Below are 18,859 nucleotides of genomic sequence, written 5' to 3' on the forward strand. Positions count from 1 at the left end.
AGACTCCGTGCCCCCAGGAGTATCAGGCGGCAACGCCTGAACCGTCAAGCGTCTCAGGCGCGGGGATGTGCGGTGCGATAAATGTCGAGCAGATGCGCGGCATCGACCGCCGTATAGATTTGCGTCGAGCTGAGGCTGGCGTGACCCAATAGCTCCTGTAGCTGGCGCAGGTCCGCCCCCCGCCCCAGCAAATGGGTGGCGAAGCTGTGACGCAGCGCATGGGGCGTCGTCCGCCCGCCCAGTCCCAGCCGCTCGCGCGCCGCCTGAACCGACCGCCGAATGATCGCGGGCGATAGCGGCCCGCCCTTCGCCCCCCGGAATAGCGGCTCGCTTGGGATCAGCGGGTAGGGCGACTGGCGGGCATATTCCTCGATCGCGGTGCGCAGTTCGGGAAGCAGCGGCACCATCCGCGTCTTGCCGCGCTTGCCCAACACGCGGATCGTCTCACCCAGCGGCAGGATGTCCGCGGGCAGCGCCATCGCCTCCCCGATGCGCAGTCCCGCGCCATAGAGCAGCAGAAGTACGGCCCAGTCGCGCGCCGCGATCCACGGCTCGGCGGCATTCTCGGCGATGTCCTCGCCCAGCGCCATGATATCGGCGGGGGACTGGGGGCGCGGGAGGCTTCGCTTGCGGCGAGGGCCTTTCAGCGGCGGCGGCTCGACGCCCGTCCAATGGAGGAAGGTTCGCACCGCCGACAATTCCCGCGCGGTCGAAGCGGCGGTGAGCCCATCCCCCCGGCGCGCCGCAAGGAAGGCGCGCAGGTCGGCGGCGGTTATGCGGGCCAGACTGGCCGGGTCGATGGCCTCACCCCAATGGTCCGACAGGAAACCGCAGAGCCGCTCCGCCGTGGCGACATAGGCGCGAACCGTGTGGTCGGAGCGGCGCAGATCGACCGTAAGGTGGCGGTAATAATCGGCGATCAGCGCGCTCATGGAGCGAGTCTAGGGGATTATCCTGACCGATTGAACCATCCTTCCGGCTCGTTTCCGATAGCATTTTGCGGGAGCCCGAGCTTGGCTTTCGACGTCGCTCAGTCTGAACGGGGAGGCAGCCCGTTAATAGGGACAATCGCTCACCTCTGGCCGCTCCCCTCCCGCAGGCGGGAGGGGATGGGGGAGGGAATGGAGTGTCACCGAAACTATCGCCTGTGGCTTTGCCCCTCCCCAAACCCCTCCCCCTGCCGGGAGAGGGGCTTTCCGTGGAGTCTCAAGTGTCATCTGCCCGAGCAATCGGCAACGCCCAGAGAAAAAGGGGCGCTGCCGCTTGGCAACGCCCCCTTTATCAGCCCCGAAAAGACCGGATCAGCGATCGAGGATCGCGTCTATCTCCGCGCCCACGGCATCCATCGCCGCCATGCCGTCGACCCGCGTCACGATCCCGCGCGCTTCGTAGATCGGCAGGATCGGTGCCGTCTTGGCGCGATACTCGGCCATACGGGTACGAACCGTCTCGGCATTGTCGTCGGGGCGCCGCTTGAACTCGGTCGAGCCGCAGACGTCGCAGACGCCTTCGACCTGGGTCGGCTTGAAGCTGTCGTGATAGCCAGCCCCGCACGACGCGCAGGTGAAACGGCCGGTGATGCGCTCGACCAGCGCGTCCTCGTCCACCGCCAGCTCGATGACGTGGTCGAGCGTCTTGCCGCGCTCGGCCAGCAGAACGTCCAGCGCCTCGGCCTGCGCCTCGGTGCGTGGATAGCCGTCGAAGATCGCGCCGCCTTCGGCTTCAGCTTGGTCCAGCCGCTCGCCGATCAGCGCCGAGACGATGGCGTCCGACACGAGTTCGCCCGCGTCCATCACCGCCTTGGCCTGAAGCCCGACGGGTGTGCCCGCCTTGACCGCCGCGCGCAGCATGTCGCCGGTCGACAGCTGCACCATGCCGCGATTGGCCACCAGCCGCTGCGCCTGGGTTCCCTTGCCCGCGCCGGGCGGGCCCAGCAGGATGATGTTCACGCCCACGTCAATCTCCCCTCTATGCCCTGGCATCCGCCCGCGCTCAGCGCAGGCGGCCACCCTTCAGCTTCGCCTTCTTGATAAGGTCGCCATATTGATGCGCGAGCAGATGGCTCTGGATCTGGGTCACCGTGTCCATGGTCACGTTGACGACGATCAGCAAGCTGGTGCCGCCCAGATAGAAGGGAATCTGCAGCGCCGAGACCAGATATTCCGGCAACAGACAGATGATCGTCAGATAGGCCGCACCGATCACGGTCACGCGGGTCAGCACGTAATCGAGATAATTCTCGGTGTTCTTGCCCGGACGGATGCCGGGGATGAAGCCGCCATAGCGCTTCAGATTGTCCGCCGTCTCCTCCGGGTTGAACACAACCGCGGTGTAGAAGAACGAGAAGAAGATAATGCCCGCGCCGTAGAGCAGCATGTAGACGGGCGAGCCGTGCTGCAGATACTGGTTCAGGCTGATGATGAAGTCGCCCCAACGGCTCTCACCCGCGACGCGCTGTCCGGCGAACTGCGAAATGGTCAGCGGCATCAGCAGCAGCGACGAGGCGAAGATCGGAGGGATCACGCCCGCGGTGTTGATCTTCAGCGGCAGGTGGCTGCGATCGGCCTGCATGCCCCGCTGCGTCGCGCGCTTCGGGTACTGGATCAGGATGCGGCGCTGCGCGCGCTCCATGAAGCAGATGAACAGGACGAGCACGACGACCGCGACGACGATGCCGATCAGGCGCACCGGATCGATGCTGCCGGTACGGCCGCCTTCGAGCAGGTTGACCAGCGTGGTCGGCAGGTGCGCGACGATGCCCGCCATGATGATGAGCGACACGCCGTTGCCGATGCCACGGCTGGTGATCTGCTCACCCAACCACATCAGGAACATCGTACCACCGATCAGCGAGATGACCGCCGCGATGCGGAAGGTCATGCCCGGCTCGATCACTGCCTGGATGCCCTGGCTGGCGCCCAGCGTCTCGAGACCCACGGCGATGAAATAGCCCTGGATCGCGGTCAGCAGCACCGTGCCGTAGCGGGTATACTGGTTCAGCTTCTTGCGACCGCTCTCGCCTTCCTTCTTGATGGCGGCGAGCTGCGGGCTCAGCGAAGTCGCGAGCTGCACGACGATCGATGCCGTGATGTACGGCATCACGCCGAGCGCAATCAGCGACATGCGGCTGAGCGAACCGCCCGAGAAGGTGTTGAAGAAGTCGAGTACGCCGCCCGTGGTCTTCTGGCTTAGCAGGCCCAGCGCGGTCGGGTCGACGCCCGGCAGCGGAACATAGCTGAGCAGGCGGAAGACGATCAGCGCGCCGATGGTGAACCACAGCCGCTTCTTGAGGTCGGTGGCCTTGGCGAATTTCGCCAGGCTGATGCTTTGCGCCATCTGGTCGGCTGCGGATGCCATAGCTGTTGCGTTATCCTGGAAACGAAAAACGGCGGGATGCGTTTTGAACCGCCCCGCCGCTCATATAGGCGCGAAGACGCGCTTGTCTAACCCGGATGCAAAATCCGCCGCTGGGTTATGGCTCTCGGCCAATCTCCAGCGGCGGACTTTATCCGGTTCAGGCCTTGGCGGCGAGCTTCGCGGCGCGGGCCTGGCCCTTCTTCGCGGCGGCCTTCTCGGCGGCGGGCACGACGTGCGGCACGTCGACCGAACCACCGGCCTTCTCGACCGCTTCACGCGCCGAGGCCGACACGCCCTGCACGACGAACGACAGCTTGGTGGTCAATTCGCCCTTGCCGAGCAGACGCACGCCGTCCTTGCCGCCACGGGCCAGGCCAGCGGCCTTCAGCGCGGCGTGGTCGATCGTGCCGTCGGCCTTCAGCTTGCCCGAGTCGACCGCCTTCTGGATCGCGCCCAGGTTCACCTCGGCATAGTCCTTGGCGAAGATATTGTTGAAGCCGCGCTTCGGCAGGCGCATGTGGAGCGGCATCTGACCGCCCTCGAAGCCCGCGATGGACACGCCCTCACGGCTCTTCTGCCCCTTGACGCCGCGACCACCGGTCTTGCCCTTGCCCGAACCGATACCGCGACCGACGCGGATCTTGGACTTGCGGGCGCCTTGGTTGTCGAAAAGTTCGTTCAGCTTCATGATTTGCACTCGCTTTCGCTTGTTTCGCGCATGGCCGTCATCCCGGAGAATCACGACCGCTGGATAAAAGGAAGGGGGCCGCATAGCCCCCTTCCCCGTGTTTGTCACTGTTCAATGTGACGGATGTGAGTCTGTCGCGACGACAGTCTCAGTCCACCACCTGAACCATGTGCTGCACCTTGCGGATCATGCCGCGGACTTCAGGGGTGTCCTGAAGCTCGGCGACCTTGTGCATCTTGTTCAGGCCCAGGCCGACGAGGGTCGCGCGCTGGTCCTTGGTGCGGCGGATCGGCGAACCGGTCTGCTTGACTTTGATGGTAGCCATGGTCGCTTACTCCACGACGGCCGCGGCTTCCGCCTCGGCAGTCTGCTGGGTGGCACCGTGACCGCGACCCAGCAGGTCGGCGATCTTCTTGCCACGACGCTGCGCCACCGCCTTCGGCGAAGTCTGGTCGCCCAGCGCTTCGAAGGTGGCACGGATCATGTTGTACGGGTTCGACGTGCCGACCGACTTCGTCACCACGTCGGCGACGCCGAGCGATTCGAAGATGGCGCGCATCGGACCACCGGCGATGATGCCGGTCCCCTGCGGGGCCGAACGCACCGTCACGCGGCCCGCACCGAAATGGCCGTTGCCATCATGATGCAGCGTGCGACCGTCCTTCAGCGGAACGCGGACCATCGCCTTCTTGGCGGCAGCCGTCGCCTTCGAGATGGCTTCCGGCACTTCGCGCGCCTTGCCATGACCGAAGCCCGCACGTCCCTTGCCGTCGCCGACCACGACGAGCGCGGCGAAGCCGAAACGCTTACCGCCCTTCACGGTCTTCGAGACGCGGTTGATGTGGACGAGCTTTTCGATCAGCTCTTCGCCCTGCTCCTCGGTGCCACCGCGACGGTCGTCGCGACGACCACGGTTGCCGTCACGGCCGCCGCGGCCGCGATCACCACCGCCCGGACCACGGCCACGGCCGCCCCGGGGACCACGACCCTGGGTCGCGTCCTGCGCGGCGCCTTCGGCACCGGCAACGGCCACGTTGTTCTCGTCAGCCATATTAGAACTCCAATCCCGCTTCGCGTGCCGCCTCGGCCAGCGCCTTGACGCGACCGTGGAACAGGAAGCCGCCACGGTCGAAAACGACCTGCGTGACGCCGGCGGCCTTGGCCTTCTCGGCCACGCGCTTGCCGACTTCGCTCGCCGCTGCGACGTTCGCGCCCGACTGGCCGCGTGCGTCCTTTTCCAGCGTCGAGGCCGAAGCCACGGTACGACCGGCCTCGTCGTCGATCACCTGGGCATAGATATGCTTACCCGAGCGATGCACCGACAGGCGCGGACGGGTGCCCGCACGCGCACGCAGCGCGGTACGGTTGCGCCGACGGCGCTTCTCGAAAAGAGAGAGACCCTTGGTCATTACTTCTTCTTCCCTTCCTTGCGGAAGATGAACTCGCCGTCGTACTTAATGCCCTTGCCCTTATACGGCTCGGGCTTGCGCCAGCGGCGGATCTCGGCGGCCAGCTGGCCGACCTTCTGCTTGTCCGCACCGCTGATTTCGACGGTGGTGGCGTCCGGCGTCTTCACCTCAAGGCCTTCCGGCACGTCGATGTTGACGTCGTGGCTGTAGCCGAGCTGCAGCTTCAGGGTCTTGCCCTGCGCGGCGGCGCGGTAGCCGACGCCGGTGATGACCAGCTTCTTCGAGAAGCCTGCGGTCACGCCGGTGACGAGGTTCTGCACCATGGTGCGCTGCATGCCCCAGAACGCGCGAGCGCGCTTCGTGGCGTTGGCGGGCTGCACCGCGATGGCGTCCGCCTGGACGTCATAGGTGATCTCGTCGGCGAGCGGCATGGAGAGGGTGCCCTTGGGACCCTTCACGCTCAGCACCTTGTCGGCGATGGTCGCGGTGACGCCGGCCGGAACCGGGACCGCCTTCTTACCGATGCGGCTCATCAGAACACCTCCGCCAGGACTTCGCCACCGACGTTCTGCTCACGCGCTTCGGCGTCCGACAGAACGCCACGCGGCGTCGACACGATGGTGATGCCCAGGCCGTTGCGGACGCGGGGAAGGTCCTGCGCGCCCGAATAGATACGGCGGCCGGGCTTCGACACGCGCGCGACATGCTTGATCGCGGGCTGGCCTTCGAAATACTTCAGCTCGATGCGGATGCCGGCCGCGGGGCCCATCTGCTCTTCGCTGTAGCCACGGATATAGCCCTCGCGCTGAAGCACGTCGAGCACGCGGACGCGCAGCTTCGACGCAGGCGTCAGGACGGAGTCCTTGCGCGCGCGCTGGCCGTTGCGGATGCGGGTGAGCAAGTCACCCAGGGGATCGGTCACTGCCATCTCAAATGGTCCTTACCAGCTCGACTTGGTGACGCCGGGGATCTGGCCCTTGTTGGCCAGTTCACGCAGCATGACGCGAGCGAGACGGAACTTGCGGTAATACGCACGCGGGCGACCGGTGATCTCGCAACGGTTGCGGATACGGGTCGGATTGCCGTTGCGGGGGATCTCGGCCATCTTGAGGCGCGCGATCAGACGCTCGGTTTCATCGAGGCTCTGGTCGTTCGCGATCGCCTTCAGCTTCGCGTACTTGCCCGCATACTTCTTGACGAGAGCGCGACGCTTCTCGTTCTTATTAATCGAACTCAGTTTCGCCATGGACTTAAGCTCTTTCTGTAAGGACCCCCTCCCCGGCGTGGAGAGGGGGCAGTCCGGTTACGCCGCCTTCTTCTCGTCGGCAGCGTCTTCCTTGGGGAACGGGAAGCCGAACAGACGCAGCAGCTCACGCGCTTCGTCGTCGGTCTTCGCCGAGGTGGTCACGATCACATCCATGCCGCGCACCTTGTCGATGCGGTCATAGTTGATTTCGGGGAAGATGATCTGTTCCTTGATGCCGCAGGCATAGTTGCCGCGACCGTCGAAGGACTTCGGATTCAGGCCGCGGAAGTCGCGAACGCGCGGCAGCGCGATCGTGATGAAGCGGTCCAGGAACTCATACATGCGCTCGCGACGCAGCGTGACCTTCACACCGATCGGCATGCCTTCACGCAGCTTGAACTGCGCGATCGACTTCTTCGCCTTGGTGATGACCGGCTTCTGACCCGCGATCAGCTCCATCTCGGACGCAGCCTGGTCGACGCGCTTCTTGTCCTGCGTCGCTTCGCCCACGCCCATGTTGAGCACGATCTTCTCGATCCGGGGGATCTCGTTGACGTTCTTGTAACCGAACTTGTCGGTCATCGCCTTAATGATGCTATCGTCATAGATAGCCTTCATGCGGGGCTTGTAATCAGCCATCGATCTTCTCCCCGGTCTTGACGGCCACGCGGACCTTCTTGCCATCCTGCGTCTCGAAACGGACGCGGGTCGGCTTGCCATCGGCGGTCACGTGCGCAACCTTCGAGACATGCAGCGGAGCAGCGGTGCGCTCCAGGCCACCCTGCGGGTTCGCCTGGGTCGGCTTGCGGTGACGGGTGGCGATGTTGACGCCGTCCACGACGACCTTGCCGTCCTTCGGCATCGCCAGCGACACGGTGCCGGTCTTGCCCTTGTCCTTGCCGGACAGGACGATGACCTTGTCACCCTTCTTGATGCGTGCAGCGGCCATTACAAAACCTCCGGCGCCAGCGAGATGATCTTCATGTGCTTCTTACCACGAAGCTCACGCACGACCGGGCCAAAGATACGGGTGCCGATCGGCTCCTCGTTCTTGTTGACCAGCACGGCGGCGTTACCGTCGAAACGGATCACCGAACCGTCGGCGCGACGGATGTCCTTGGCGGTACGGACGATCACCGCGCGGTGAACGTCGCCCTTCTTCACGCGGCCACGCGGCTGCGCTTCCTTGACGCTGACGACGATGATGTCGCCGACCGATGCGGTACGGCGCTTCGAGCCGCCCAGCACCTTGATGCACTGCACCCGCTTCGCGCCGCTGTTGTCAGCGACGTCGAGATTGGACTGCATCTGGATCATGGATCCGCTTCCTTCTCTCTTCTGGGGAGGATACCGACCCTGCCCCGCCTTTAAAAAACGACCCCCGGCGCGGGGCTACCGCGCCAGGGGGAGAGGCCCCATAGCCACTCCTGGCCCGAAAGGCAAGCGAGTCGCCCCGCCGCTTTCGACCAATCCGCTCTTTGCCCCGAAGGGCGCCTTTCAATCCGAACCCCGCTCCTCCAATCCGGAGAAGCGGGGCCCGAAATCAAAGGGTTCAGCCCTCGGCCGAGGCCCGTTCCGGCGTCATGTGGGTATCGACCCGCTCGACGACCTTCCAGGTCTTCAGCTTCGAGATCGGGGCGGTCTCTTCGATCCGCACCGTCTCACCGGCCTTGTACTCGTTCGCCTCGTCATGGGCGTGGTACTTCTTCGACCGACGGATGATCTTGCCGTAGAGGGGGTGCTTAACCTTCCGCTCCACATTGACGACGACCGTCTTGTCGGTCTTGTCCGAGACAATCACCCCGGTCAGCACGCGCTTCGGCATGTGTCTCGGTCCTTACTTGGCAGCCGCAGCGGTGCGCTGCGCCTGGATGGTCTTGATCCGCGCGATGTCGCGACGGACTTCCTTGACCCGGCTGGGCTTTTCGAGCTGGCTCGTGGCCGCCTGGAAGCGCAGGTTGAACTGCTCGCGCTTCAGGTTGCCCAGCGCCTCGACGAGCTGGTCGTCGCTCTGGCCGGTATATTCAGTCTTGGCCATTACTCGCCTCCGAGGTGCGAGGTGTCGCCCAGGCGGGCAACGACCTTGGTCTTGATGGGCAGCTTCATCGCCGCGCGCTCGAATGCCTCGGCGGCCAGCGGGCCGTCGACACCGTCGAGTTCGAACAGGATGCGACCCGGCTTCACGCGGGCGGCCCAGAATTCCGGCGAACCCTTACCCGAGCCCATGCGGACTTCGGCAGGCTTCGACGAGACGGGCACGTCCGGGAAGATGCGGATCCACAAGCGACCCTGGCGCTTGATGTGACGGGTGATCGCGCGGCGAGCCGCCTCGATCTGGCGAGCCGTGATACGCTCCGGCTCCATGGCCTTCAGGCCGTAGGAACCGAAGTTCAGGCTGGTGCCGCCCTTCGCATCGCCGTGGATGCGGCCCTTGAAGGCCTTGCGGAACTTGGTGCGCTTTGGTTGCAGCATGTTCTTTGATCCTTAGCGGCGATGATCGTCGCGCGCCGGGCGCACGCCGGAGGTCTGAGCCTCCATCATCAGCCGGTCCTGCGCCATGGGGTCATGGCCCAGGATCTCGCCCTTGAAGATCCACACCTTCACGCCGCACACGCCATAAGCGGTGTGCGCCTGCGCTTCGGCATAGTCGACGTTCGCACGCAGCGTGTGCAGCGGAACGCGGCCTTCACGATACCATTCGGTACGCGCGATTTCCGCTCCGCCCAGACGGCCGCCGCAGGTGATACGGATGCCTTCGGCGCCCAGACGGAGCGCGGACTGCACCGCACGCTTCATGGCGCGACGGAACGCGATACGGCGCTCCAGCTGGTCGGCCACGCCCTGGGCGACGAGCTTGGCGTCGATCTCGGGCTTGCGGATTTCGACGATGTTCAGCGACACGTCGGACGAGGTCATCGAACCCAGCTTCTTGCGAAGCTTTTCGATGTCGGCGCCCTTCTTGCCGATGATCACGCCCGGACGCGCCGCGAAGATCGAGATGCGGCACAGCTTGGCCGGACGCTCGATGACGACCTTCGAGATCGCGGCCTGGGGCAGCGTCTTCATGATGAACTGGCGGATCTTCAGATCCTCCAGCAGCAGGCGGCCATAGTCATGGCCTTCGGCGAACCAGCGGCTGTCCCAGGTACGGTTGATCTGGAGACGCAGGCCGATCGGATTGCTCTTCTGACCCATTATGCTTCTTCCTGCTCGCGGACGACGATGCGGAGCCGCGAAAACGGCTTCAGGATGCGGGTGGACTTGCCACGGCCGCGCGTCGCGAAACGCTTCATGGTGATCGACTTGCCGACCGACGCCTCGGCGACGACGAGCGAGTCGACGTCGAGGTTGTGGTTGTTCTCGGCATTGGCGATCGCGGAGGCCAGGATCTTGCGCGCGTCGACGGCCATCGCCTTCGTCGAGAAGGCGAGGATGTTCATCGCGTCGCCGACCTTCTTGCCGCGGATCAGCGCCGCGACCAGGTTCAGCTTCTGCGCCGAACCACGGATCTGCGTGCCGACCGACAGCGCTTCCTTGTCACCGACCTTGCGGGGGGATGCGGGCTTCGACATCAGCGCTTACCCTTCTTGTCGGCAGCGTGGCCGGGGAAGTAGCGCGTGGGCGCGAATTCACCGAGCTTCATGCCGACCATGTCCTCGTTCACCGAGACGGGAACGAACTTGCGACCGTTGTAGACGTTGAAGGTCAGACCGACGAACGACGGCAGGATGGTCGAGCGACGCGACCAGGTCTTGATCGGACCTGCGCGGTTGCCAGCATCCTGAGCCACTTCGGCCTTCTTCAGGAGATGGAGGTCCACGAAAGGACCCTTCCAAACGGAACGAGCCATTGCGTGTTAGCCCTTCTTCTTGGCGTGACGGCTACGGATGATCATCTTGTCCGTCGCCTTGTTGTGACGAGTGCGCGCACCCTTCGTCGGCTTGCCCCACGGGGTGACCGGATGACGGCCGCCCGAGGTCCGGCCTTCACCACCGCCGTGCGGGTGGTCGACCGGGTTCTTCGCAACACCGCGGGTCAGCGGGCGATGGCCCTTCCAACGGTTGCGACCAGCCTTCGCCAGGTTGGTGTTGCCGTTGTCGGGGTTCGACACCGCGCCGACGGTCGCCATGCAGTTCGCATGGATGTAGCGCTGCTCGCCCGAGTTCAGACGGACGATGACCATGCCCTTGTCGCGGCCCACGACCTGCACATAGGTGCCGGCCGAACGTGCGATCTGACCGCCCTTGCCGGGCTTCATCTCGACGTTGTGGACGATCGTGCCGACCGGCATCTGGCCCAGTTCCATGGCGTTGCCAGGCTTCACGTCGGTCTTCTTGCCCGCGATCACCTTGTCGCCGACAGCCAGACGCTGGGGCGCGATGATGTAGGACTGGTCGACCTTGCCGGCTTCGTCGGTGCCATAGTTGATGAGCGCGATGAAGGCGGTGCGGTTGGGATCATATTCGATCCGCTCCACGGTGCCCTCGACGTCCCACTGGCGACGCTTGAAGTCGATGAAGCGATAGCGCTGCTTGTGGCCGCCCGCGATACCGCGGCTGGTCACATGGCCCTTGTTGTTGCGGCCGCCGGTCTTGCGCTTGCCTTCGGTAAGCGCCTTGACGGGCGCACCCTTCCAGAGCGCCGAGCGGTCGACGAGGATCAGGCCGCGGCGGGCCGGGCTCGTCGGGTTATAATGCTTGAGTGCCATCGCCTCAGATCCCCGTCGTCACGTCAATGGACTGACCGTCCTTGAGGGTGACGATCGCCTTCTTCATGTCCGAACGCTGATAGGGGGCACCCTTCCAGCGCTTGGTCTTGCCCTTCTGGACGATCGTGTTCACGCCGGTGACGTTCACGTCGAACAGAGCCTCGACGGCCGCCTTGATCTCGGGCTTGGTAGCGCCCGAAGCGACCTTGAACACCACGGCGTTGTTCTCGCTGAGGAGCGTCGCCTTCTCGGTGATGTGCGGCGCAACGATCACGTCGTAATGACGCGGATCGACCGCCTTCTGCTGCTTAGCCATGGAAACGGGCCTCCAGCTTTTCGACAGCCGAGCGCGTCAGCACCAGGGTGTCATGCTTCAGAATGTCGTAGACATTGGCGCCAGCGGCCGGAAGGACGTTGATTTCCTTCAGGTTGCCTGCGGCCAGTGCGAACGACGTCTCGACGGCGTCGCCATCGATGACCAGCGCGGTCTTGCCGAAGCCGAGCTTCGCCAGATCGCCCTGCAGCGTCTTCGTCTTGTTACCAGCGACCGCCAGATCGTTCATCACGATCAGCGAACCGGCCTTGGCATGGCTCGACAGCGCCATCTTCAGACCCAGGGCGCGAACCTTCTTGTTCAGACCCGGGTTGAAGTCGCGGACGCGGGCGCCGTGCGCCTTACCACCGCCGATGAAGACGGGGGCCCGACGATCGCCGTGACGAGCGACACCGCCGCCCTTCTGGCGACCGAGCTTCTTGCCCGAGCGGGCGACATCGGCGCGCTCACGGGTGCCGCGCGCGGTGGCGCGACGCTTTTCCAGCTGCCAGGTCACAACGCGGTGCAGGATGTCGGCGCGCGGATCGAGGCCGAAGACCTCGTCGTTGAGCTCGATGTCCGCGGCGTCGGTGCCGGCGAAGGATTGAACCTTGACCTTCACGACTTAGCCCTCCTGGCTCTCGGTGGCTTCCGGAGCAGGCTCGGCAGAAGCGTTGTTGTTGGCGGCCGCCTTGATGCTGGCGGGGAACGGGGCGTCCGCGTGGCGCGAAACCTTGACCGCATCCTTGACGATCAGCCAGCCACCCTTCGAGCCAGGCACCGAGCCCTTGACGAAGATCAGGCCGCGCTCGACGTCGGTCGACACGATTTCCAGGTTCTGCTGCGTGCGGTTCTTGTCACCCATGTGACCGGCCATCTTCTTGTTCTTGAAGACGCGGCCCGGATCCTGACGGTTGCCGGTCGAACCATGCGAACGGTGCGAGACCGAGACGCCGTGGGTCGCGCGCAGACCACCGAAGTTCCAGCGCTTCATCGCACCGGCAAAGCCCTTACCCTGGGTACGACCCTGGATATCGACATACTGACCGGGGACGAAATGGTCGGCGGAGATTTCCGCGCCGACGTCCAGCAGGCCGTCTTCGTTCACGCGGAACTCGACCAGCACCTGCTTGGGCTCGACTTCGGCCTTGCCGAAGTGGCCACGCTGCGGCTTGGCAACATTCTTGGTCTTGGCGACACCTGCACCAAGCTGGACGGCGGTGTAGCCGTCACGATCCATCTCGCGGCGAGCGACGACCTGTACGCCTTCAAGCGCCAGGACGGTGACCGGCACGTGCCGACCATCGTCCTGGAACAGGCGGGTCATCCCCAGCTTCTTCGCGATCACGCCGGTACGCATGATCCTGTTCCTTCCTCGACAGAGGCCCCCAAGAACCATTCAAGGGGGGCATATCCAGCCCGATTAAAGCGAAACGAGCCCCCGTCCCGGGCTGGCGACCGGCGAGCCGGTCAGACGGGGGACGCTGCCCCGGCACCATCTCGCTTGCGCGAAACCACCGGGCGGTATCCCTAAAGAGTGCCGGATCGCGGGAGCGACCTCGGCGCGTTTTCCGGCTGCTTCAGAACCGGGAAACGCCAAAATCCCGTGGGACGGAATCGTCGACCACGGGAACGCTGGCCCTCTTACGCCAGCTTGATCTCGACATCAACACCTGCGGCCAGGTCGAGCTTCATCAGCGCATCGACGGTCTGCGGGGTCGGCTGCACGATGTCGAGCATGCGCTTGTAGGTGCGGACCTCGAACTGCTCGCGCGACTTCTTGTCGATGTGCGGACCACGGTTGACCGTGAACTTCTCGATGCGCGTCGGAAGCGGGATCGGACCGCGGATGAGCGCGCCGGTACGGCGTGCGGTGTCGGCGATGTCGCCAGTGGCCTGATCGAGCACGCGATGGTCGAACGCCTTCAGACGAATGCGGATATTGCTGTCCATGATCCCTACCGATGCGAAAGAGCGGGCTTTCCGGTCGAAATCACGAAAACGACAAGTGCGATCGGCTGTCCGACCGGGCACTCGACCGTCCGCCGTGAAGGCGACCCTGGGCCGAAACAAACTCTGGGTTACGACAGTGGCGGCAACCGCCCCTGCCCTCACTAAAAGCAAACGGCCGACTCCGGTGTTTCCGGTGCCAGCCGATTCCCTCAAGGCGTGTGCCTATACGCACATGGGCCGGGGGCCGCAAGGGGGTGGCCGCGAGTTTTTGTCGGGGAGGGCGGAACCAGCGGCGATTGCGCCAAAACCCACCCGCCGTTCAGCCTGAGCGAAGTCGAAGGCCACGCGCTGGTGGGACGACGGGGCATACTTCGCCTTCGTCCAGTGCGCACGGAGAGCGGCGAAAGCCCAAGCCCCCCCCCTGTCTGATGCGACGGTGGTATGAAGATGTTGCGGAAGGGAGCCCGTCCCCCCCGAGGGTCTGGAGCCCGATAGGGAGCAAGGGTCCCTTCCGCGTTGGTCACAACCCTGAACAGTTGCTTGGGACTGCTGATCCCGCACGACATGGACAGGAGCCTATACCATGCCACAAGCCGTTATCGGCTGCGACCTTTCGCGTGCCGTCATCGACATCTGCGAGCTGCCATCGGGCCGGATCGGGCGGATCGCCAATACACCGGATGCCATCGCCGTCTGGCTCGACACGCTCGACCACGACATCCGCCTTGTCTTCGAGGCGACCAGTGGTTGCGACGGTGACCTGATCGCCGCGCTGGCGACACGCGGCCATCCCTTCTCGCGCGTCAATCCGCGTCAGGCCCGCGAGTTCGCCAGAGCCACCGGCACGCTGGCCAAGACTGACCGCGTCGATGCCCGCGTGCTCGCGCAGATGGGCGCAGCGCTGAACCTGCCCGCTACCATCCCGCTCAGCCCTGCCCGTTCACGCCTGGCCGATTTCCTGCGTCGCCGCAGACAGTTGGTCGACATGCGCAAAGCCGAAAAGCTGCATCGCCACAGCGCAGGCCAACCCGAAATCGCACAAGCCATCGAAGCCATGATCGACCTGCTCAGCCAGCAGATCGCCCAGCTCGACCGCCAGATCGCAGGCTTCATCGCCCAGGATCGGGCCCTGTCCGAACAGGCCCAGCTGCTGACGGCTGTTCCCGGCATCGGGCCCACCGTCCTGGCAACCCTGCTCGGTGAACTTCCCGAACTCGGCACGCTGTGCCGTCGAAAGATCGCCTCGCTCGCCGGCCTCGCTCCCCACGCCCGCGAAAGTGGCACATGGCGCGGCGCCAGGCGCATTTGGGGCGGGCGGCGCAAGGTCCGCGAAGCCCTCTACATCGCCGCCCTCAATGCCTCACGGCGCATCCCCGTCCTCACCGCTATGCGCGACAGGATGCGAGCCAAAGGCAAGGCGCCAAAGACCATCCTTATCGCCGTCGCACGCCAACTCCTCGTCATCCTCAACGCCATGATCCGAAAGCGACAGCCTATCGCTCTCTCATGAGCATCACAGTTGCCCCTTATTGCGAGCGCAGCGAAGCAATCCAGAGCGTCTTGCCCGTGACTCTGGATTGCTTCGCTGCGCTTGCAATGACGGAAGGGATTTATGCAGTGATCGCCCATCCCCCAACGAAAAAGGCCGCCCCCGTCGCCGGGAGCGGCCCTTTCCTGTGAGCTTCAGGCTTTCGCCCAAGACTTACTTGTCGATCGAGCTGACGACGCCCGCGCCGACGGTACGGCCGCCTTCACGGATCGTGAAGCGCTGACCGATGTCCATGGCGATCGGAGCGATCAGCTTCACGCCCAGAGCGACGTTGTCGCCCGGCATGACCATCTCGGTGCCCTCAGGCAGCTCGACGGTGCCGGTGACGTCGGTCGTGCGGAAGTAGAACTGCGGACGATAGTTCGCGAAGAACGGGGTGTGACGGCCGCCTTCTTCCTTCGACAGGACGTACACTTCCGACTGGAAGTCGGTGTGCGGGGTGATCGAACCCGGCTTGGCCAGAACCTGACCACGCTCGACTTCGTCACGGGCAACGCCGCGGATCAGCGCGCCGATGTTGTCGCCAGCCTGGCCCGAGTCGAGCAGCTTGCGGAACATTTCCACGCCGGTGACGGTGGTCTTGCGGGTGTTGTTGATGCCGACGATCTCGACTTCTTCACCAACCTTGATGATGCCGGTTTCGACACGGCCGGTGACGACGGTGCCGCGACCCGAGATCGAGAACACGTCTTCGATCGGCATCATGAACGGCTTGTCGAGCGGACGCTCCGGCTGCGGGATGTATTCGTCGACCTGCTTCATCAGCTCGAGAACGGCATCCTTGCCGAACTTGTCGTTCGAACCCGACAGAGCGCAGGTCGCCGAACCCTTGACGACGGGGATGTCGTCGCCCGGGAATTCGTACGAGCTCAGCAGCTCGCGGATTTCCAGCTCGACCAGCTCGAGGATTTCCTCGTCGTCGACCAGGTCGACCTTGTTCATGAACACGACCATCGCGGGCACGCCGACCTGGCGGGCGAGCAGGATGTGCTCGCGGGTCTGCGGCATCGGGCCGTCGGTCGACGACACGACCAGGATCGCGCCGTCCATCTGCGCCGCGCCGGTGATCATGTTCTTCACATAGTCGGCGTGGCCGGGGCAGTCGACGTGCGCATAGTGGCGCGCTTCGGTCTCATACTCGACGTGCGCGGTCGAGATGGTGATGCCGCGCTCACGCTCTTCCGGAGCCTTGTCGATGTTCGCGAAGTCCACCGCGGCGTTGCCGGCGACGTTATCGGCCAGAACCTTGGTGATCGCTGCGGTCAGCGAGGTCTTGCCGTGGTCGACGTGGCCGATGGTGCCGATGTTGAGGTGCGGCTTGTTCCGCTCGAATTTTGCCTTTGCCATTTTCCTACCTTCTGAATCGAATTCGGTGCCGCATCCGAGGCCACGCGAACGCGGCCCCATAGCGGGTGTTTGAAGCGATTGCCAGCCCCTAGCGCTGTCGCGCCCCCAGTTGCCCCGGGGGCACGACGGACGCTGTTAGGCCATCTTCGCCTTGACCTCGTCCGCAACATTCTGCGGCACTTCGTCATAGTGCGAGAACTGCATCGAGTACTGCGCACGGCCCTGGGTGAACGAGCGGAGCGCGTTCACATAGCCGAACATGTTCGCCAGCGGGACCATCGCCTCGACCGTCTGCGCGTTGCCGCGCGTGTCGGTGCCCTGGATCTGGCCACGACGGCTGTTCATGTCGCCGATGACGTCGCCCAGATAGTCTTCCGGGGTCACGACTTCGACCTTCATGACCGGCTCGAGCAGCGTGATGCCCGACTTCTGGGCCGCTTCGCGCATCGCGCCGCGGGCACAGATTTCGAACGCCAGTGCCGACGAGTCGACGTCGTGGTACGCGCCGTCATACAGCAGGACTTCGAAGTCGATGATCGGGAAGCCGACCAGCGAGCCGGTTTCCGCGGTCTCACGGAAGCCCTTCTCGATCGCGGGGATATATTCCTTCGGAATGTTACCGCCCTTGATCTCGTCCTTGAAGACGAAGCCCGAACCACGCTCGCCCGGGGTCAGCTTGACCTTGACGCGGCCGAACTGGCCGGTGCCGCCCGACTGCTTCTTGTGCGTGTAGTCGATGTCGACCGGCTTCTTGAGGTATTCGCGATACGCCACCTGCGGCGCGCCGACATTCGCCTCGACCTTGAACTCGCGCTTCATGCGGTCGACCAGAATCTCGAGATGGAGCTCGCCCATGCCCTTGATGATGGTCTGGCCCGACTCGGCGTCCGAGGTCACGCGGAACGAGGGGTCCTCGCGAGCGAGACGATTGAGCGCGACGCCCATCTTCTCCTGGTCGGCCTTGGTCTTCGGCTCCACCGACAGCTCGATCACGGGCTCGGGGAATTCCATGCGCTCCAGGATGATCGGGGCGTTCTGCGCGCAGAGCGTGTCACCCGTGGTGGTGTCCTTGAGGCCCGCGAGAGCGACGATGTCGCCCGCATAGGCTTCCTGGATGTCCTCACGGCTGTTCGCATGCATCAGCAGCATGCGGCCGATCTTTTCCTTCTTGTCCTTGACCGAGTTCAGGACCTGCGACGAGGTCTCGAGCTTGCCCGAATAGATGCGGGCGAAGGTCAGCGAACCGACGAACGGGTCGTTCATGATCTTGAACGCCAGCGCCGAGAAGGGCTCGGTGTCCGACGAAGGACGCTCGTCCGGCGTTTCGCCGTCGAGCTTCACGCCCTTGATGGCCGGAACGTCGAGCGGGCTCGGCAGATAGTCGATGACCGCGTCGAGCAGGGGCTGCACGCCCTTGTTCTTGAACGCCGAGCCGCAGACCACGGGGACGAACGCCATTTCCAGCGTGCCCTTGCGGATCAGCTTCTTCAGCTCTTCGACCGACGGCTCGTTGCCTTCCAGGTACGACTCCATCGCGGCGTCGTCCTGCTCGACGGCCATTTCGATCAGGTCGCTGCGATACTTCGCGGCCTTTTCCTTCAGGTCATCTGGGATGTCCTGATATTCGAACTTCGCGCCCAGCGACTCTTCGAGCCAGATGATCGCGCGGTTCTCGACCAGGTCGACCAGACCCTTGAAGCCGCCCTCGATGCCGATCGGCAGATACAGGACCGCCGGACGCGCGCCCAGGCGCTCGATGATCGAGTTCACGCAGAAATAGAAGTCGGCGCCGGTGCGGTCGAGCTTGTTGACGAAGCACATGCGCGGCACGCCGTACTTGTCGGCCTGACGCCACACGGTTTCCGACTGCGGCTCAACACCCGCCACGCCGTCGAAGCAGGCGACCGCGCCGTCGAGCACGCGGAGCGAACGCTCCACTTCGATGGTGAAGTCGACGTGCCCGGGGGTGTCGATGATGTTGATGCGGTTGTCGTTCCAGAAACAGGTCGTCGCGGCCGACGTGATGGTGATGCCGCGCTCCTGCTCCTGCTCCATCCAGTCCATGGTGGCGGTGCCTTCGTGCACTTCGCCGATCTTGTAGGACTTGCCGGTGTAATAAAGAATGCGCTCGGTCGTGGTCGTCTTGCCGGCATCGATGTGCGCCATGATGCCGATGTTGCGATACTTCTCGAGCGGATGGCTGCGGGCCATGATCGATCTTCCTCAAGCGTAGGGGGGAGCCGGTTGGCCCGGCTCCCCCTTATATAGGCTGTTTGCGTGACCAGCGGA

27 protein-coding genes are annotated in these 18,859 nt (G+C 64.4%); 1 reads left to right on the forward strand and 26 read right to left on the reverse strand.

Annotated features, from left to right (window positions below):
• Positions 1-53: 53 nt before the first annotated feature.
• From AC1GI4_RS07755 to rpsJ, 24 genes are all read right to left on the reverse strand, one after another.
• Positions 54-932 carry a tyrosine recombinase XerC gene (locus tag AC1GI4_RS07755; protein WP_479629142.1) on the reverse strand — a complete coding sequence of 293 codons (879 nt, stop codon included), beginning with the start codon at positions 930-932 and terminating at the stop codon, positions 54-56.
• 369 nt (positions 933-1,301) lie between these two features.
• Positions 1,302-1,949, reverse strand: coding sequence for an adenylate kinase (locus AC1GI4_RS07760; RefSeq protein ID WP_479630375.1), 648 nt, complete (start codon positions 1,947-1,949; stop codon positions 1,302-1,304).
• Between the two features lie 43 nt (positions 1,950-1,992).
• Positions 1,993-3,357, reverse strand: coding sequence for a preprotein translocase subunit SecY (gene secY / locus AC1GI4_RS07765; RefSeq protein WP_433909786.1), 1,365 nt, complete (start codon positions 3,355-3,357; stop codon positions 1,993-1,995).
• Between the two features lie 157 nt (positions 3,358-3,514).
• The gene (gene rplO / locus AC1GI4_RS07770; RefSeq protein ID WP_479629143.1) at positions 3,515-4,045 is read right to left on the reverse strand and encodes a 50S ribosomal protein L15; all 531 of its coding nucleotides are present in this window, start codon (positions 4,043-4,045) and stop codon (positions 3,515-3,517) included.
• A 148-nt stretch (positions 4,046-4,193) separates the two neighbouring features.
• Positions 4,194-4,370: a 50S ribosomal protein L30 gene (gene rpmD, locus AC1GI4_RS07775; RefSeq protein ID WP_175313838.1), complete on the reverse strand. Its 177-nt coding sequence runs from the start codon at positions 4,368-4,370 to the stop codon at positions 4,194-4,196.
• A gap of 6 nt (positions 4,371-4,376) precedes the next feature.
• A complete protein-coding gene (gene rpsE / locus AC1GI4_RS07780; RefSeq protein WP_076714917.1) occupies positions 4,377-5,096 on the reverse strand; it encodes a 30S ribosomal protein S5 in 720 nt (239 codons plus the stop codon).
• A 1-nt stretch (position 5,097) separates the two neighbouring features.
• On the reverse strand, positions 5,098-5,454 hold the full coding sequence (gene rplR / locus AC1GI4_RS07785) for a 50S ribosomal protein L18 (protein WP_007406066.1): 357 nt from the start codon (positions 5,452-5,454) through the stop codon (positions 5,098-5,100).
• Positions 5,454-5,987 carry a 50S ribosomal protein L6 gene (rplF, locus tag AC1GI4_RS07790; protein ID WP_042491159.1) on the reverse strand — a complete coding sequence of 178 codons (534 nt, stop codon included), beginning with the start codon at positions 5,985-5,987 and terminating at the stop codon, positions 5,454-5,456. Before rplF ends, rplR begins: the two co-directional genes overlap by 1 nt.
• The gene (gene rpsH / locus AC1GI4_RS07795) at positions 5,987-6,382 is read right to left on the reverse strand and encodes a 30S ribosomal protein S8 (protein ID WP_042491163.1); all 396 of its coding nucleotides are present in this window, start codon (positions 6,380-6,382) and stop codon (positions 5,987-5,989) included. Before rpsH ends, rplF begins: the two co-directional genes overlap by 1 nt.
• A 12-nt stretch (positions 6,383-6,394) precedes the next feature.
• Positions 6,395-6,700, reverse strand: a complete 306-nt coding sequence (rpsN, locus tag AC1GI4_RS07800; protein WP_042491166.1) for a 30S ribosomal protein S14 — start codon at positions 6,698-6,700, stop codon at positions 6,395-6,397.
• A gap of 57 nt (positions 6,701-6,757) precedes the next feature.
• A complete protein-coding gene (gene rplE, locus AC1GI4_RS07805) occupies positions 6,758-7,339 on the reverse strand; it encodes a 50S ribosomal protein L5 (RefSeq protein ID WP_037569379.1) in 582 nt (193 codons plus the stop codon).
• On the reverse strand, positions 7,332-7,649 hold the full coding sequence (rplX, locus tag AC1GI4_RS07810; RefSeq protein ID WP_294269983.1) for a 50S ribosomal protein L24: 318 nt from the start codon (positions 7,647-7,649) through the stop codon (positions 7,332-7,334). Before rplX ends, rplE begins: the two co-directional genes overlap by 8 nt.
• Positions 7,649-8,017, reverse strand: coding sequence for a 50S ribosomal protein L14 (rplN, locus tag AC1GI4_RS07815; RefSeq protein ID WP_007406105.1), 369 nt, complete (start codon positions 8,015-8,017; stop codon positions 7,649-7,651). Before rplN ends, rplX begins: the two co-directional genes overlap by 1 nt.
• Before the next feature lie 235 nt (positions 8,018-8,252).
• Complete coding sequence (gene rpsQ / locus AC1GI4_RS07820) at positions 8,253-8,525, reverse strand: 30S ribosomal protein S17 (RefSeq protein WP_056430742.1); 273 nt, start codon at positions 8,523-8,525, stop codon at positions 8,253-8,255.
• Between the two features lie 12 nt (positions 8,526-8,537).
• Positions 8,538-8,738 (reverse strand): 50S ribosomal protein L29, encoded by a 201-nt coding sequence (gene rpmC, locus AC1GI4_RS07825; protein WP_007406063.1) that lies wholly within the window; start codon positions 8,736-8,738, stop codon positions 8,538-8,540.
• Positions 8,738-9,172, reverse strand: a complete 435-nt coding sequence (gene rplP / locus AC1GI4_RS07830) for a 50S ribosomal protein L16 (protein ID WP_007406071.1) — start codon at positions 9,170-9,172, stop codon at positions 8,738-8,740. The genes rpmC and rplP overlap by 1 nt, the downstream gene beginning before the upstream one ends.
• A gap of 12 nt (positions 9,173-9,184) precedes the next feature.
• Positions 9,185-9,895: a 30S ribosomal protein S3 gene (gene rpsC / locus AC1GI4_RS07835; protein WP_056430744.1), complete on the reverse strand. Its 711-nt coding sequence runs from the start codon at positions 9,893-9,895 to the stop codon at positions 9,185-9,187.
• Positions 9,895-10,272, reverse strand: coding sequence for a 50S ribosomal protein L22 (gene rplV, locus AC1GI4_RS07840; protein WP_042491177.1), 378 nt, complete (start codon positions 10,270-10,272; stop codon positions 9,895-9,897). Before rplV ends, rpsC begins: the two co-directional genes overlap by 1 nt.
• Complete coding sequence (gene rpsS / locus AC1GI4_RS07845) at positions 10,272-10,550, reverse strand: 30S ribosomal protein S19 (protein ID WP_037569384.1); 279 nt, start codon at positions 10,548-10,550, stop codon at positions 10,272-10,274. Before rpsS ends, rplV begins: the two co-directional genes overlap by 1 nt.
• Positions 10,551-10,556: 6 nt before the next feature.
• Positions 10,557-11,408, reverse strand: coding sequence for a 50S ribosomal protein L2 (rplB, locus tag AC1GI4_RS07850; protein WP_042491179.1), 852 nt, complete (start codon positions 11,406-11,408; stop codon positions 10,557-10,559).
• Between the two features lie 4 nt (positions 11,409-11,412).
• Positions 11,413-11,724 (reverse strand): 50S ribosomal protein L23, encoded by a 312-nt coding sequence (locus tag AC1GI4_RS07855; protein WP_479629144.1) that lies wholly within the window; start codon positions 11,722-11,724, stop codon positions 11,413-11,415.
• Entirely contained in the window at positions 11,717-12,343 is a 627-nt protein-coding gene (gene rplD / locus AC1GI4_RS07860; protein ID WP_056430747.1) for a 50S ribosomal protein L4, read from the reverse strand. The genes AC1GI4_RS07855 and rplD overlap by 8 nt, the downstream gene beginning before the upstream one ends.
• Before the next feature lie 3 nt (positions 12,344-12,346).
• Complete coding sequence (gene rplC, locus AC1GI4_RS07865; RefSeq protein WP_056430750.1) at positions 12,347-13,081, reverse strand: 50S ribosomal protein L3; 735 nt, start codon at positions 13,079-13,081, stop codon at positions 12,347-12,349.
• 284 nt (positions 13,082-13,365) lie between these two features.
• Positions 13,366-13,674, reverse strand: coding sequence for a 30S ribosomal protein S10 (gene rpsJ / locus AC1GI4_RS07870; protein WP_007406109.1), 309 nt, complete (start codon positions 13,672-13,674; stop codon positions 13,366-13,368).
• A 583-nt stretch (positions 13,675-14,257) separates the two neighbouring features.
• On the opposite strand from rpsJ, the gene AC1GI4_RS07875 reads away from it, so the two are divergent.
• On the forward strand, positions 14,258-15,184 hold the full coding sequence (locus tag AC1GI4_RS07875) for an IS110 family transposase (protein ID WP_479628293.1): 927 nt from the start codon (positions 14,258-14,260) through the stop codon (positions 15,182-15,184).
• A 192-nt stretch (positions 15,185-15,376) separates the two neighbouring features.
• Here AC1GI4_RS07875 and tuf read toward each other — a convergent pair whose 3' ends face one another.
• The gene (tuf, locus tag AC1GI4_RS07880; RefSeq protein WP_433911409.1) at positions 15,377-16,570 is read right to left on the reverse strand and encodes an elongation factor Tu; all 1,194 of its coding nucleotides are present in this window, start codon (positions 16,568-16,570) and stop codon (positions 15,377-15,379) included.
• Positions 16,571-16,705: 135 nt separating this feature from the next.
• The gene (fusA, locus tag AC1GI4_RS07885; RefSeq protein ID WP_042491194.1) at positions 16,706-18,781 is read right to left on the reverse strand and encodes an elongation factor G; all 2,076 of its coding nucleotides are present in this window, start codon (positions 18,779-18,781) and stop codon (positions 16,706-16,708) included.
• Positions 18,782-18,859: the final 78 nt, after the last annotated feature.

Source organism: Sphingomonas sp. 77B (genome assembly GCF_056497825.1).

Bases quoted from the DNA above. Each gene is read 5' to 3' on its own strand.
- AC1GI4_RS07755 (WP_479629142.1), bottom strand. From the start codon at position 932: ATGAGCGCGCTGATCGCCGATTATTACCGCCACCTTACGGTCGATCTG.
- secY (WP_433909786.1), bottom strand. From the start codon at position 3,357: ATGGCATCCGCAGCCGACCAGATGGCGCAAAGCATCAGCCTGGCGAAA.
- rplO (WP_479629143.1), bottom strand. From the start codon at position 4,045: ATGAAGCTGAACGAACTTTTCGACAACCAAGGCGCCCGCAAGTCCAAG.
- rpmD (WP_175313838.1), bottom strand. From the start codon at position 4,370: ATGGCTACCATCAAAGTCAAGCAGACCGGTTCGCCGATCCGCCGCACC.
- rpsE (WP_076714917.1), bottom strand. From the start codon at position 5,096: ATGGCTGACGAGAACAACGTGGCCGTTGCCGGTGCCGAAGGCGCCGCG.
- rplR (WP_007406066.1), bottom strand. From the start codon at position 5,454: ATGACCAAGGGTCTCTCTCTTTTCGAGAAGCGCCGTCGGCGCAACCGT.
- rplF (WP_042491159.1), bottom strand. From the start codon at position 5,987: ATGAGCCGCATCGGTAAGAAGGCGGTCCCGGTTCCGGCCGGCGTCACC.
- rpsH (WP_042491163.1), bottom strand. From the start codon at position 6,382: ATGGCAGTGACCGATCCCCTGGGTGACTTGCTCACCCGCATCCGCAAC.
- rpsN (WP_042491166.1), bottom strand. From the start codon at position 6,700: ATGGCGAAACTGAGTTCGATTAATAAGAACGAGAAGCGTCGCGCTCTC.
- rplE (WP_037569379.1), bottom strand. From the start codon at position 7,339: ATGGCTGATTACAAGCCCCGCATGAAGGCTATCTATGACGATAGCATC.
- rplX (WP_294269983.1), bottom strand. From the start codon at position 7,649: ATGGCCGCTGCACGCATCAAGAAGGGTGACAAGGTCATCGTCCTGTCC.
- rplN (WP_007406105.1), bottom strand. From the start codon at position 8,017: ATGATCCAGATGCAGTCCAATCTCGACGTCGCTGACAACAGCGGCGCG.
- rpsQ (WP_056430742.1), bottom strand. From the start codon at position 8,525: ATGCCGAAGCGCGTGCTGACCGGGGTGATTGTCTCGGACAAGACCGAC.
- rpmC (WP_007406063.1), bottom strand. From the start codon at position 8,738: ATGGCCAAGACTGAATATACCGGCCAGAGCGACGACCAGCTCGTCGAG.
- rplP (WP_007406071.1), bottom strand. From the start codon at position 9,172: ATGCTGCAACCAAAGCGCACCAAGTTCCGCAAGGCCTTCAAGGGCCGC.
- rpsC (WP_056430744.1), bottom strand. From the start codon at position 9,895: ATGGGTCAGAAGAGCAATCCGATCGGCCTGCGTCTCCAGATCAACCGT.
- rplV (WP_042491177.1), bottom strand. From the start codon at position 10,272: ATGTCGAAGCCCGCATCCCCCCGCAAGGTCGGTGACAAGGAAGCGCTG.
- rpsS (WP_037569384.1), bottom strand. From the start codon at position 10,550: ATGGCTCGTTCCGTTTGGAAGGGTCCTTTCGTGGACCTCCATCTCCTG.
- rplB (WP_042491179.1), bottom strand. From the start codon at position 11,408: ATGGCACTCAAGCATTATAACCCGACGAGCCCGGCCCGCCGCGGCCTG.
- AC1GI4_RS07855 (WP_479629144.1), bottom strand. From the start codon at position 11,724: ATGGCTAAGCAGCAGAAGGCGGTCGATCCGCGTCATTACGACGTGATC.
- rplC (WP_056430750.1), bottom strand. From the start codon at position 13,081: ATGCGTACCGGCGTGATCGCGAAGAAGCTGGGGATGACCCGCCTGTTC.
- rpsJ (WP_007406109.1), bottom strand. From the start codon at position 13,674: ATGGACAGCAATATCCGCATTCGTCTGAAGGCGTTCGACCATCGCGTG.
- AC1GI4_RS07875 (WP_479628293.1), top strand. From the start codon at position 14,258: ATGCCACAAGCCGTTATCGGCTGCGACCTTTCGCGTGCCGTCATCGAC.
- tuf (WP_433911409.1), bottom strand. From the start codon at position 16,570: ATGGCAAAGGCAAAATTCGAGCGGAACAAGCCGCACCTCAACATCGGC.
- fusA (WP_042491194.1), bottom strand. From the start codon at position 18,781: ATGGCCCGCAGCCATCCGCTCGAGAAGTATCGCAACATCGGCATCATG.